The sequence below is a fragment of the Leptospira kobayashii genome, from assembly GCF_003114835.2.
Lineage (GTDB): Bacteria > Spirochaetota > Leptospiria > Leptospirales > Leptospiraceae > Leptospira_A > Leptospira_A kobayashii.
Window position 1 is genome coordinate 259,761 of sequence record NZ_AP025028.1, and the last position, 11,871, is coordinate 271,631.

Genomic DNA, 11,871 nt, shown 5'->3' on the forward strand with positions numbered 1-11,871 from the left:
TACCTAATTTATATATAATCGCGGAAAAAAAAGAGTCTTTTGAGAAGACTTTTGGTACCAATCTGGAAGTCAAGGGCGAAATCGGATTTATTATTAAGATTTGTTTTTCACGAGGAAAACCCCCGATTTCCCTTCATTACTGTATGTGACATAATATCTTGATCGATTTGAGCCCTTTTTTACAATCACTGCCTGCGCGATCTATGGGAATTTCCTTATTTTGCGGTTCGAAGAAAATTTTTTCCTACGATGCAAAACCGAAAAATATCCTTGTTAGGTGGGCGCTTCGGATCAATCTGCATTGTTGGAATCCTATCAGGAACGACCGGGCTCTTCGCTCCAATTTTCGCGTTCCGCGAAAGATTTCCGCTTCGATCCCTAGCGCGGGGTGTTTCCGGGATGGGAAATAATACTTGTTAAATGGATTTGCTTACTATTATCATGTAATATACTTGTTTCAAGGATCCTGTGATTTTCAAATCTCGGTTTCTTGTCCTCTTTGTAATCTTCTAGCGTCAGTTAAATGCCTGGATTCTACACATTCCTTGAAAAAGTTTAAGGAATGTGAAATGAACAAATATAATATTGTTAGAATACTACTTGTCGTTGGTTTGCTGAGTGTAATTGCTTTCTACATTATCTTTTACGATTTTCTGAAAGAGGCAACCATCGTTACGATCTCCATTTTATTCGGATTTATTGTCAACGAGATCGTGTACAATACGAACAAGCAAAGATATCAAAAAAGCAAAGAGGCGTTATTCAGATTATTTCCTAAACCCTTTATTCCTAAAAACTATTATATAGAAAATCATAAAGCGATTATAAGAATAAAGAAATATTTCAAAACGGTAAAAGCAAAAGAAATTAAAGGAAAGTTTAGGGAAGCGCTTCACAATTTGCATTTGGGTCTTAAAACCATCTCCGAACCGATATTACTTGAATCTCTCTCCATGCTCCTTTATTCCAACGGAGAAATTCATAAAGCAATTAAAAATCTTAAATCAATGAAGACTACGGATACAAAGTCCGAAAAAAACAAATACAATCTATTGAGCGTCTGCTATAATAAAATAGGAGATTATCATCGTTCCATTCAATGTTTAACTAAAGTTTCGGAATTACTTCAAGCTGTTGATATAAGAGAAAGAGTTCGGAATCTTGCGGATAAGGCCGAATGTTATTATAACTTGGACGAAAGATCGGAAGCCAGTCCGAATATCAGAGAAGCCTACAGAATTGCAAAAAAGAATAATTATACCGAAGGAAAACTCTACGTACATAGAATTTTATTGAATTATTATCAAAAACAAAACGCGATTACGGAAATAGCTAAAATACTTACTTCCACATATGCACTTTTAACAAACGAAAATATCGACAAATTTGATGATTATGGACTTATCTCCGCCAATGCTATCTTTGATTTCGAAAGAACACTGGTTTTAGATCTGCTTACGGATGATAAAATCCGACAATCGATTTTGGATCAGGAATTTTCCAATGATGTGCTGGAGGACCTTAAAAACTTTTTTATCAATAGGGAAGAAAATAGTAAACAGATTCAAGAAGCAATCACTAACAATCTAAAATCGACTGCATTGAAAAACTTAGATAAACTGAATTTATTATCAGCTTAACTCATTCGAAGAATCACCAGCGAAGCAAGGGTAGGGGATTTTAATATTGCCAGTGTGATTATATCTCTAGGTGCTTTTGAGATTACAAAGCAATTGTTATACAGTGGTTGGATTCATTTTGTCGGTAAAGGATGCACAGCCCCTTTGCTCGGTCTTCGACACATTACCGTCGAAGCACGATTTCATTGACTTTTCGCACTAATTCCCGATAATTTACATATGAAGGTAGAAAGCAAACAAGAATTGATTCAAAAGCTTTCCGATGCAAAGCCTAAGCTGGAACATGATTTTGGTGTTTTACAAATTGGCTTTTTTGGCTCTTTTGCAAAAGACAAAATTAATTCTAATAGTGATGTCGATATTTTCGTGGATTTGAGAAGCCCTGATTATGATTCTTTCGCTGGCCTTCAAATCTTTCTTGAAAAACTTCTTGAGAGAAATGTTGATTTAATTAGGAAGAGAAGTCAAATTAAGGTCTCTTTCTTAAATCGTATCCAAAAAGATCTTATTAATGTCTGAAGAAATTATAGAGAGATTGGAATTTATATAAAACTACTGTAAATCTTATCCTAAAACAATTCAAAGATGTATGAACACTTTACCAACATCGCTGCGGGATTCCCAATGCAATAAAATTGGTATAAGACTTTAAAGAAATAGCATGACAGTTAAAGGAAGGTCAAATGAAAGAATCAAAAATTTTTACAATGTCCTTTGCCAGTGTTTATCCTCTCTATTTGCAAAAGGCTGAGAGAAAAGGCCGAACCAAATCGGAAGTGGATCAAATCATTTTTTGGCTCACCGGATATAATAAAAAAACCTTGGAAGCACAGCTAAAGAAAGAAACCAATTTTGAAGATTTTTTTGACCAGGCACCGCATATAAATGATAATGTTTCCCTCATTAAAGGTACTATTTGCGGTTATCGAATAGAAGAGATGGAAGAAGGGCTTATGCGAAATATCCGCTACCTTGACAAATTAATCGATGAATTGGCAAAAGGGAAGGCTATGGATAAAATATTAAGGAAATAGGATCACTCAGTGAATAAAGAATAATTTATCTCTACTTCGTATAACGCGATGAAGTAAAAATCTCATTTTAAAGATAACTGAGAAGAAAGAAAAATTCTTTTTTCTTGACAACTTGCTTCAAGCTCATAGTATTATGAAATCTTTCCCGGTTGGTGAACTAAAATCACATTTTTCTGAAGTGTTAGAATACGTTAAAAATGGAGAAAAGGTAGGTATACTATTTGGGAAAAATAAAAAAACAATTGCAATGATTGTTCCCGTTCCTCAAAAGACTGATTCAAAAAGAAAGATTGGGATTCTTGATGGAAAAGTTAAAATCTCATTTGCAAAAGATTTTTCTATCTCTGAGGAAGAGTTCTTAAGTATTTAAATGCCTTATACTTTAGATACCCATGCTCTACTCTGGGTTATTGGTGATTCAAAACAACTAAGTAAAAAGGTCGCTCTGATCATTGAAAACCAAGAAAATAAGATTTTTGTAAGTTCTATATCATTATGGGAAATTTCACTAAAATATAAATTAGGAAAACTTAATCTTTCCGGTTTTAAACCTGAAGATATTCCAAAATATCTTGAAAAATTAAATATTAACATAATAGAACTAAATCAAGAAGATGCATCTTCCTATTATAAATTAAAAGAGGATTTTCTCAGAGATCCTTTCGATCGAATGCTCATCTGGCAATGTATTTCTAGAAAATTTACCCTAATTTCGAAAGATGCAGAAATGAAAAAATATAAAATTTCCGGTTTAAGAACTATTTGGTAATTGTTTACTGCGTTCATTGTTCCATCATAGAAAGATTTATATTTCGTTAAAAAATCCAAGATCGGATAAAAACGACTTATTCAAGTCTTAAATTCTAAATTTATCAATAAACCACATACACCTAAACTTATTTCAAACTTGTAGAAATCAGTAAAGATGCATCTTGGTTCATAAAAATATTTTTGCCATGATGAAAGTTTTTTATTTCTATCGTATGAAATCCCGCATCAGTGAGTAAGGATTTTAAATCCGTATGTGTGAATCCATTATGCACAGTCGGGTGATTGATTTTTTCATTTTTATCAAAATCAACGATGATTAACTTTCCATTTGCATTTAAGACCGAATAAAAATGCCCCAGTATCTTCTTAACATCCGGTACATGAAGAAGAACGAGCGAAACTACGATTATATCCGCTTTCAAATTTGAGGTGATTTTGGTAAAATCCGAGTGAATGACTTCCGCATTCTTTATGTTATTTTGAATGATCTTTGTTTTCACTATCTCCAGCATTTGTTCCGAAGAGTCCATGAATAAAAGTTTATCAACCAGAGGAGATAACTCTAGTCCGACGAGTCCGGTGCCACATCCGTAATCCAGTAGCGATTTATTTTTGCCCTCTTTTAACTCCGGTTTTATCGCATTCACGATGATTTGCGCTAATTCTTTTCTTTCCTTTGTATCATAATTGTTTGCAATCTGATTGAATATATTATTATCCATAAAGCCATTCTTCGGTTTTTGCTTAAATTAAGAGAGTATTTCTCTTACTGGAAAAGGCATTCCGCGCCAACGATCGCAGCGGAAATCAAGTAAGTGATCTACTTTTAAAACAAGGAAATCACTTCTAGCGGTAACGTAGGCCAGCGCTTATGTCACTTTTTCGATCTTATTTTCTTTTTAAAAAATCATTCCCTTCCATCTCATTTTTAAAAATCCTGTGAGGTATGTCTCAAACCCCACATCCCAAATCGCCGAATGATTCTGCCGTCGAAACCCGTCATGTAGTGATGCCGGATCATGCAAATCATTATGGAACTGCTTTCGGTGGAGCGATCATGTCCTGGATTGACCTAATTGCCGTTATGGCAGCACAGAGACATTCGGGCAGGGAGGCGGTCACTGCAAGTATTGACCGGATCAATTTTATTTCACCCATTCAGATCGGAGATCATGTTCATCTGAAAGCAATGGTCAATTATGTAGGAAAAACTTCGATGGAAGTCGGCGTGCAAGTGAATCGGGAAAACCCGTTTACGGGGGAAAGTGTTCGAGCTACAACCGCCTATTTGTCGTTTGTTGCTTTGGATGAAAATAAAAAACCTGCCCCGGTGCCGGAATTGATTTTGAAAACCCCTACGGAAATTCGCCGATACGAAGAAGGAAAATTAAGGATAGAAACGGCAAAAGAACTCGCTCGGAAAATCAAAGATAGTAGAAAATGAACAATGGGTAGTTTCTTCTTTTTTAAAAACGGCGTTTCCTTCTAGAAAATATACTAATATACTCTTTCCTGAGGTCAGACAATGAAGATGAAGCTTAATGAAGATGAAAAAAGAATAGAAACTTCAATTGAGAAGAATGAATGGGTTTCCGTTGAGAATAAAAATCTCTATCTTAAGAAGTTGAAATCTGCTGCTAAAAATACCCTACTTAAAGATAAGAGAATGAATATTAGAATTGCTGGTAAAGACATTCAACTTCTAAAAACGAAAGCCCTTGAAGTTGGTGTTCCTTATCAAACTTTAGTTTCTAGTATTTTACATCAATACGTCACAGGAAAATTAAAAGAACATTAACATGTGCTTATAACTTCTTCTTCTCTTAAAAATAAGGAAGGTAAAAAGAAAAAATGCTTTCGGCAGCGCAAAGGCATTTAGGAGATTATGTTAATTTAGATTCCTAAGCTTGTTATGATTCCCTTCGCTTGTTCCACGAACAAATTTTCTTCTTCTTCGGTATAAGGGACAAAGATTCCTTTTTGAAACCGAACTGCTAGATGAGCATATTCAATACACCCTGCTACAGTTAACTCCGGTTTGGCCTTTCCTTCGTAAATTTTTATATCTCCGTTATTTGGTACAACCAAAGATCTCGGTGGGATTTTTTTTCCTCCCCGAATCATACAACCTGCTGCGATCTGACAACCATCACCTATCACTGCTTTATCGAGAACGATGGAGCCGATACCCACAAGCACACCCCGCCCGATCGTGCATCCGTGGATCATTACATTATGCCCCACAAGACTCCAGGCTCCGATGGAAATGGGAGAACGAGAGTCGGTATGCAATGTGGAATTGTCTTGGATATTTACATAATCCCCCAATGCGATTTGATTCATATCAGCGCGTAAGACGGCTCCCGGCCATAAGGAAACGGATATGCCGAATTTTAACATTCCAAACGCAGTTGCCTGGGGATGGATAAACGGATCTGAGAATTCAGGAATTTCGGAATAGTTCATAGATGAGTGTCATTCCATTGTGATTTTCGAATTGTTTCAAATTTTTTAAATATTTGGGAACCTTTTCTTTTCATTTGGGTTTAATCATTAGTAAGGAGCAAAAATGAAAGAATTCCCCGTAAAGACGATGTTTTTGGTGACCATGTGCACTTATATGAGTTTGAGTGCCGAGCCTCCACAACCGCCTCCACCGGGACCTTTTATGGGACCACCACTCGGTATCATTTTTCCTTTCCCGGATCCGGAGGGGAAGGAGTTCGAAAAATTAGCGCAGGATCTGAAACTTACCAAAGAAAAAAAAGAAAAGATCAAGTCTTCTTTGGATAAAAAAGAGAGTCTTCTAAAAGAGAAAGTGGACAAAATGTCACCTCTGCATGAAGATCTAAGATCCATTTTGGAATCCGAAAAGGTAGATTTAGCGGTTGTTAAGTCAAAGCTTCAGGAAATCAGCAACACTCAATTGGATATCCGTATGATTCAAATCCAGGGAAGGCTTGAATTTGAATCGCAATTGAATCCGGAACAAAAAGATACACTAAAATCCATTAACAAAAAACGTATGGAAACCATGCGATCCCGAAAAGAGCCCTTTCCCGGCCCTGATCGTTTGGAATGTGTAGAACCTAAAAAATGACGGAAAACGAATTAGTTCATTCTATCGAAGAGAGTAAAACGACTGTTCTTCGGGCAATTCACAAGAATCTGCCCGAGGATCTTTTTTCTTTCGTCGAAGATGTGACTCAAGAGACTTACTTAAGATATTATCTTGCTTTTAGAGAAAAACCTCCGTTATCGGGAGAGTCACTTCACAAATGGCTTTATGTTGTCGCACGCAATGAATGCAGAAGAGCTTGGAGAGATAATAAAAAAGCTGGAAGTCTGCCGTTCCAAATGTCGGATGATCTTACAGGAATAGAATCTTTGTATTCGTTTCCCACAGTGGAGATTGATCACGAGAATAGGGATAAGTGGGTGAGGGCGCAAATCAATGAATTGCCCGAGCCGTTTCGTCAAACTACATTGTATCGTTTGGCGGGACATAAAGTGAATAAAATCGCCCAACAATTGGGAGTTTCCGCGGGCACTGTAAAGTCAAGGCTTGCTCGGGGACGGGAAATGCTTGCAAGATTAATGAATAAAAATCAAAAAGAACAGGAGCTGGATTTATGAACGAAAATTTGAAATCTAAATTAGACCAAACCATTGATCAATTGATCCAAGATCCGCAATTTTCGAAAAGGGTCGCTTCGCGGGTTTTGAAAGCGGCGGACCAACAATTAATGCCTGCCAATAACGGCTTTCCTATCAAATGGATTTATGCGGTCGCAAGTGCTTTCTTTTTTGCTATTGGGATTTCTCAATTTTTAAATTTTGAGATTGAAGAGGAAAATTACAGTCCTCTGTCCCAAGATTCTGCGATAGAAATTTCTGCCCCTGAAAAATCGGAATCTTTATGGGAACAAACGGATTCGATTATACTTACTACCTTCGGGTCCCGCTAGTCATTTCAAACAAAACTATCAATCTCACATCCGACGATTGTAATATCGTCTTGGTGTGAGTTCTCCATAGTGAACTCTTCCAGATGTTCAACAACCGATCGAATACTTTCATCTAACGAAAGTTTATCTGATTCCTGTAGAATTTCATAAAGACGGTTTTCTCCGAAAATCTCACGGGATTTATTGAATTGTTCGAACGCGCCGTCCGTATAGAGATAGATACGATCCCCTTCTTCTAAAAAATATTCCGTACATTTATAAATGGTATGATCCATAAGGCCGATGATTTTCCCGGTTCTCGGCAGAATTTTTTTCTCACCTGCGCGGATATGGATTTGATCCGGATGACCTGCCGATGCAAAATAAAGTTTTCTTTTTTTCAGATCAATGTCGCAGACTGCGCAGGTAAATATGGTTTGTACATTATGATACTTATTGATAAAAATTTGATTCAGATGAAAGATAAGATCGTTGGGAGAATCATACATAATCTTTAAAGATTCGTATTCCGCTTTGATCGCCATCGTTATGAGCGCGGCTTGGATTCCATGACCAGTTGCATCCGCGATGAAAATCCGGTAATGATCGGAATCTACCTGAGTCATATCGTAAAAATCACCGCCTACTTCATTCATGGATTGATAAAAAGATCCGAATTTGATACGACTATCGCTGATCGTAACTTGCGAAAAGAAGGTTTGTTGAATTTTTTTGGCAACATTCAAATCCTTTCGGATATTGAATAAGGACTCATCCAGAATTTTAGTTCTTTCTCTTACCTTTTCTTCCAACGTGATCAAAGCTTCTTCTTGTGTTTTTACCTTTTCCTCTTTCAATTGATTGATCTTGCTTGCCAGTGCTAGGGAAAGTATACCCGCTTCCAAAGTAGAACCGATTTGATTGGAATAGATTGTGATTAGATTTGCAGGCAACAATCCGTTTTGCATAAGAGTGTATAACAAAATACCTACAAGCAAAGTACTCCATCCCAATAGAAATAATTTTGCCCGTTTGTTTCCCGAATTATAATTCAATAGTGCAACACCAAATACGGAAACTACGAATATTTGAGCGATCAGATTTGCAATTCGAACCAGATAGTTTAAACCTAAAAACGGAAATCCGAAGAGTAAGTATAAGAAGGTTATCAATATAAGAAACCAAAGGATCAGATGGGAACGAGGATTGAAATCTTTTAAGTTTAACGATTGTTGTGCGAATCTCCATCCGAAAATGACGGAAAAACAAATGATGAAACTCCCGCTTCGGTTATGGATTTCAGGATGATCGTAAGTTAAAAATTGATTGAGGATTCCGTTTAAATAGGTTTGAACACATAGATGTGTAAAGATGGAAACGGAATAGAGTATATATACCCCTTCTTTCAGAATAAAATAGATGAATAGATTGTAAAGAACCATGATGAAAATGGTCCCGTAGAAAAAACCGAGAATCATATTTTCACGATTTTCCTTCAAATAGAACGCTTCTTTGGTAAAAAAACGAAGCGTATAACTGATATTTGACGTTGATTTTGTTTTCACGAAAAATATTTTTTGTTCTCCGATAGGCCAGTCCATTTCGAAAGCCACCGATTTGGAAAAAGTATCCCACTGTGTATGAGGAATGAAATCTCCTCCCTGTTTGATCGGTATGGTGTTTCCTTTTTCGTAAACGATCACTTCATCCAAATGCGCGTTACCCAAATCGAAAATAATTTTACCGGAAGAAGAATGATTGGTCGCTTCGATTCGCAGCCAAACCGCTTCCGATCTGAATCCGAAAGCAAGATTGTTTTTTAAAACAGGAGTAAAGGGAATTTTTCCATCCGAATCCGAAACCAAATAATTCAAGTTATAAAAGGAAGATGTTTCCGTTATATAACCGATCTTTTGCGGAATGAATGTATCGTTCTTAAGATATTTTCGAATTTGTAGTTGGGTGCAGGAAACAATGAATAAAAAAGGTATGACCCTAACCAATCGAGAAAACATAAGTCTTCTCGATTGAATTCATAAATTCGGCTTTGTCAAAGAAAATTTAGCGAAGGGTCAATCCCGATTTTTCCGCAAGTTTCACCAACTCATCGGAAAGTTCTTTGAATCTTTCCTGGGTAAAAGTTTTTTCATACGACATAAGGCGAAACCTGTATGTCACTGATTTTTTTCCTTCACCCAAATTGCCTCCGCGAAAAATCGTATGTACCCAGCCGGTTTCCATTTCAGGAATGTTTTGACTTTTTACCAGGTTCAGATAATGATCCGTAGATTCCGTTTCATTCAATAGAATGGAAAGATCCAATTGACCTTGAGGGAAAGAAGAAGGTGCTTTGAAATGACTTTGTCTTCCTTCTTTTTCCCAAACTTCCAAAAGATTCAACAAATTGATTTTGCCGACGAACGCCCGTTTCTTGAGGTCGTATTTGTCTGCAAATCTGGAATGTAAGATTCCCATCTCAATGATTGTTTTGCCTTCAAGCTTATAAGAGAGCCCCGCGTTCGGGTGTAAGTAAGGAAGATTTTCCTTTGACCAGAGACCGGATCTTATATTCAATACTTCGAAAATTTGAGATATTTTATGTCTAAGGGATACAAATTCGGAATCAATCGTTTGATAATCGTTTTGTTTTGCGGAAGAAAGACTGATAAAACCGATCCAACGATTTTCGGAAGCGAGGTCTTTTTCGTTTATCTTATGATAGGTGCGACCGATTTCAAATAAATCGACGATATCAAAACGATCTTGGTTGCTTGCCGCTTGTTTGATGAGTCCCGGCAAAAGGGAAGCTCTGAGAACGGAATATTCTTCCGGCATTTCGTTTGCAATTCCCAGAATGTTTTTTTCCTTTTCCCCTTCGATTTGTGATTCTTGGGTAGAAGAAAAAGAATAATTATATACTTCATGGAATGTAAGGTTGTTTGCAAAAAATGCCTTCGTCCTTCTTTCCAATTCCCGCAAAGGATTTCGGATGGGAGTCTCCACTGCCAAAGCCAAAGGTTGAACCGGAATGGAAGCATATCCGATGGTGCGTCCGATTTCTTCCACTAAATCTTCAGGTATAGTGACATCATAATTTTGACGGAACTTGGGAACTTCCACTTCGATGGAATCTCCCGATGTTTTTACCGCAAATCCGAGTCTTTCCAGAATCTTTTGGATTTCCGCAAGGCTAATGTCTTTGCCAAGTTTGGAATGAAGAAAACGCAATGTAGTTTCTATGATTACTTTTTTAGAAGCGGTATGATTGAATCCTTGCGGTTCAAAACCTTTTGCCTCCGGATTTCCATTCTCGCGTAATAATTGTAAGGCGCGCGCAATTACAGGCAGGCATGTAGAAGAATCCAAACCTTTTTCATAACGGACGGCGGATTCGGAACGAATGGAAGTTTTTCGAATGGATTTACGGACATCTTCTCTTTTGAAAACTGCCGATTCCAAAACCAAATCCACAGTGCTTTCGCTCACTGCACTGTCTTTTCCTCCCATCACACCGGCAATGGCAACAGGATCGGAACCGTTTCGAATTAATAGTATATCGGATGTTAATTTTTGATCGGAATCATCCAAAAGTGGGAAGGATTCGTCTTGTTTTGCAAAATCAACTTGGAACTCGGTCGATTTTAGCTTGGCTCGATCAAAGAAATGAGTCGGTTGACCAACTTCTAACAAAAGATAGTTGGAAACGTCTACGACATTATTGATGGATCGGATTCCGCATTTCTCCAAACGAGATTTGATTTTTAAATGGGAAGGAGCGATTTTTATTTTGGGAATGGACGCGACGTTATAAGAGTGAGCGTTCCCATTTGTTTTTACCGTCAAACCGTCGTTTCCTTTTTGAAAATCTTCTTTCGCAGAAAGCGGTTCGAAATGAAGAGGGATTTCCAATTGGGAAGAAAGTTCTCTCGCGAATCCGAAGTGGCTCCAAAGATCCGGTCTATGTGTAATGGATTTGTTGTCGATGGTAAGAATAGTGTCTTCCCAAGCGAATAGTTTGCGGATGGAAATTCCCAGTTCCGTCGAGCTTGGAAAAATCAAAACCCCTGAGGAAACTTCCGCAAGTCCCAATTCCTTTTCAGAACAGTACATTCCTTCGGAAGGAACTCCTCGCAGTTCGGAAGATAAAATTTCTTTGCCGTCTAGCTTTGTTCCCGGAAGTGCAAGTGGAACGATGTCGCCTTCTTTGACATTCGTGGCACCGGTCACAATCTGGTATTTTTTTTTGCCGTCTGTACATTCGGTGACTTGCAGTTTTTCGGCGTTGGGATGTTTGGATAATGAAGAAATTTTTACAGTAATAACCGAGCTTAGGTGGTGTTTGTATTCGTCAATATCGTCTATCTCGCAGACGGATGTATTGATCTTTTCAATGACAACATCGAAAGGAACAGAATTTAACGGAAGAAAGTCGTTTAGCCAATGAAGAGAGAGTTTCAAGCGGTTTCCTTAAGTGTAGGA

Annotated in this window: 14 protein-coding genes; 10 read left to right on the forward strand and 4 right to left on the reverse strand. The window is 37.4% G+C overall.

Annotation, left to right across the window (positions count from 1 at the left end):
• The first annotated feature begins 569 nt into the window (after nucleotides 1–569).
• The 5 genes from DI077_RS01265 to DI077_RS01285 all read left to right on the forward strand — a co-directional run bounded on the left by DI077_RS01265 (nucleotide 570) and on the right by DI077_RS01285 (nucleotide 3,443).
• Nucleotides 570–1,640 (forward strand): tetratricopeptide repeat protein, encoded by a 1,071-nt coding sequence (locus DI077_RS01265; protein WP_109021927.1) that lies wholly within the window; start codon nucleotides 570–572, stop codon nucleotides 1,638–1,640.
• Nucleotides 1,641–1,859: 219 nt separating this feature from the next.
• On the forward strand, nucleotides 1,860–2,159 hold the full coding sequence (locus DI077_RS01270; protein ID WP_109021928.1) for a nucleotidyltransferase family protein: 300 nt from the start codon (nucleotides 1,860–1,862) through the stop codon (nucleotides 2,157–2,159).
• A 164-nt stretch (nucleotides 2,160–2,323) separates the two neighbouring features.
• A complete protein-coding gene (locus DI077_RS01275; RefSeq protein WP_109021929.1) occupies nucleotides 2,324–2,674 on the forward strand; it encodes a DUF2200 domain-containing protein in 351 nt (116 codons plus the stop codon).
• Nucleotides 2,675–2,807: 133 nt separating this feature from the next.
• Nucleotides 2,808–3,044, forward strand: coding sequence for a type II toxin-antitoxin system Phd/YefM family antitoxin (locus DI077_RS01280; protein WP_109022196.1), 237 nt, complete (start codon nucleotides 2,808–2,810; stop codon nucleotides 3,042–3,044).
• A complete protein-coding gene (locus tag DI077_RS01285; RefSeq protein WP_109021930.1) occupies nucleotides 3,045–3,443 on the forward strand; it encodes a type II toxin-antitoxin system VapC family toxin in 399 nt (132 codons plus the stop codon).
• 127 nt (nucleotides 3,444–3,570) lie between these two features.
• Here DI077_RS01285 and DI077_RS01290 read toward each other — a convergent pair whose 3' ends face one another.
• A complete protein-coding gene (locus DI077_RS01290; protein ID WP_109021931.1) occupies nucleotides 3,571–4,167 on the reverse strand; it encodes a class I SAM-dependent DNA methyltransferase in 597 nt (198 codons plus the stop codon).
• Nucleotides 4,168–4,391: 224 nt separating this feature from the next.
• Between DI077_RS01290 and DI077_RS01295 the strand changes: the two genes are divergently transcribed.
• Together DI077_RS01295 and DI077_RS01300 are read left to right on the forward strand one after the other, a co-directional pair.
• On the forward strand, nucleotides 4,392–4,889 hold the full coding sequence (locus tag DI077_RS01295; RefSeq protein WP_109021932.1) for an acyl-CoA thioesterase: 498 nt from the start codon (nucleotides 4,392–4,394) through the stop codon (nucleotides 4,887–4,889).
• 81 nt (nucleotides 4,890–4,970) lie between these two features.
• Nucleotides 4,971–5,243, forward strand: coding sequence for an antitoxin (locus DI077_RS01300; RefSeq protein ID WP_109021933.1), 273 nt, complete (start codon nucleotides 4,971–4,973; stop codon nucleotides 5,241–5,243).
• Nucleotides 5,244–5,338: 95 nt separating this feature from the next.
• Here DI077_RS01300 and DI077_RS01305 read toward each other — a convergent pair whose 3' ends face one another.
• Nucleotides 5,339–5,911 carry a gamma carbonic anhydrase family protein gene (locus DI077_RS01305; protein WP_109021934.1) on the reverse strand — a complete coding sequence of 191 codons (573 nt, stop codon included), beginning with the start codon at nucleotides 5,909–5,911 and terminating at the stop codon, nucleotides 5,339–5,341.
• Nucleotides 5,912–6,014: 103 nt separating this feature from the next.
• Here DI077_RS01305 and DI077_RS01310 point away from each other — a divergent pair, with 103 nt between their 5' ends.
• Genes DI077_RS01310 through DI077_RS01320 form a run of 3 tightly spaced genes read left to right on the forward strand, consistent with a single transcriptional unit; the run spans nucleotide 6,015 to nucleotide 7,413 of the window.
• Nucleotides 6,015–6,545, forward strand: a complete 531-nt coding sequence (locus tag DI077_RS01310; RefSeq protein ID WP_109021935.1) for a hypothetical protein — start codon at nucleotides 6,015–6,017, stop codon at nucleotides 6,543–6,545.
• Nucleotides 6,542–7,081 (forward strand): RNA polymerase sigma factor, encoded by a 540-nt coding sequence (locus DI077_RS01315; protein WP_109021936.1) that lies wholly within the window; start codon nucleotides 6,542–6,544, stop codon nucleotides 7,079–7,081. The genes DI077_RS01310 and DI077_RS01315 overlap by 4 nt, the downstream gene beginning before the upstream one ends.
• Nucleotides 7,078–7,413, forward strand: coding sequence for a hypothetical protein (locus DI077_RS01320; protein ID WP_109021937.1), 336 nt, complete (start codon nucleotides 7,078–7,080; stop codon nucleotides 7,411–7,413). Before DI077_RS01315 ends, DI077_RS01320 begins: the two co-directional genes overlap by 4 nt.
• Before the next feature lie 5 nt (nucleotides 7,414–7,418).
• Here the strand turns inward: DI077_RS01320 and DI077_RS01325 are convergent, their stop codons facing one another.
• Nucleotides 7,419–9,407 (reverse strand): SpoIIE family protein phosphatase, encoded by a 1,989-nt coding sequence (locus DI077_RS01325; protein WP_109021938.1) that lies wholly within the window; start codon nucleotides 9,405–9,407, stop codon nucleotides 7,419–7,421.
• A gap of 46 nt (nucleotides 9,408–9,453) precedes the next feature.
• Complete coding sequence (pheT, locus tag DI077_RS01330; RefSeq protein ID WP_109021939.1) at nucleotides 9,454–11,850, reverse strand: phenylalanine--tRNA ligase subunit beta; 2,397 nt, start codon at nucleotides 11,848–11,850, stop codon at nucleotides 9,454–9,456.
• Between the last annotated feature and the right edge of the window lie 21 nt (nucleotides 11,851–11,871).

Excerpts from the sequence above, each read along its gene's own strand:
- DI077_RS01265 (WP_109021927.1), top strand. The coding sequence starts at position 570 with ATGAACAAATATAATATTGTTAGAATACTACTTGTCGTTGGTTTGCTG.
- DI077_RS01270 (WP_109021928.1), top strand. The coding sequence starts at position 1,860 with ATGAAGGTAGAAAGCAAACAAGAATTGATTCAAAAGCTTTCCGATGCA.
- DI077_RS01275 (WP_109021929.1), top strand. The coding sequence starts at position 2,324 with ATGAAAGAATCAAAAATTTTTACAATGTCCTTTGCCAGTGTTTATCCT.
- DI077_RS01280 (WP_109022196.1), top strand. The coding sequence starts at position 2,808 with ATGAAATCTTTCCCGGTTGGTGAACTAAAATCACATTTTTCTGAAGTG.
- DI077_RS01285 (WP_109021930.1), top strand. The coding sequence starts at position 3,045 with ATGCCTTATACTTTAGATACCCATGCTCTACTCTGGGTTATTGGTGAT.
- DI077_RS01290 (WP_109021931.1), bottom strand. The coding sequence starts at position 4,167 with ATGGATAATAATATATTCAATCAGATTGCAAACAATTATGATACAAAG.
- DI077_RS01295 (WP_109021932.1), top strand. The coding sequence starts at position 4,392 with ATGTCTCAAACCCCACATCCCAAATCGCCGAATGATTCTGCCGTCGAA.
- DI077_RS01300 (WP_109021933.1), top strand. The coding sequence starts at position 4,971 with ATGAAGATGAAGCTTAATGAAGATGAAAAAAGAATAGAAACTTCAATT.
- DI077_RS01305 (WP_109021934.1), bottom strand. The coding sequence starts at position 5,911 with ATGAACTATTCCGAAATTCCTGAATTCTCAGATCCGTTTATCCATCCC.
- DI077_RS01310 (WP_109021935.1), top strand. The coding sequence starts at position 6,015 with ATGAAAGAATTCCCCGTAAAGACGATGTTTTTGGTGACCATGTGCACT.
- DI077_RS01315 (WP_109021936.1), top strand. The coding sequence starts at position 6,542 with ATGACGGAAAACGAATTAGTTCATTCTATCGAAGAGAGTAAAACGACT.
- DI077_RS01320 (WP_109021937.1), top strand. The coding sequence starts at position 7,078 with ATGAACGAAAATTTGAAATCTAAATTAGACCAAACCATTGATCAATTG.
- DI077_RS01325 (WP_109021938.1), bottom strand. The coding sequence starts at position 9,407 with ATGTTTTCTCGATTGGTTAGGGTCATACCTTTTTTATTCATTGTTTCC.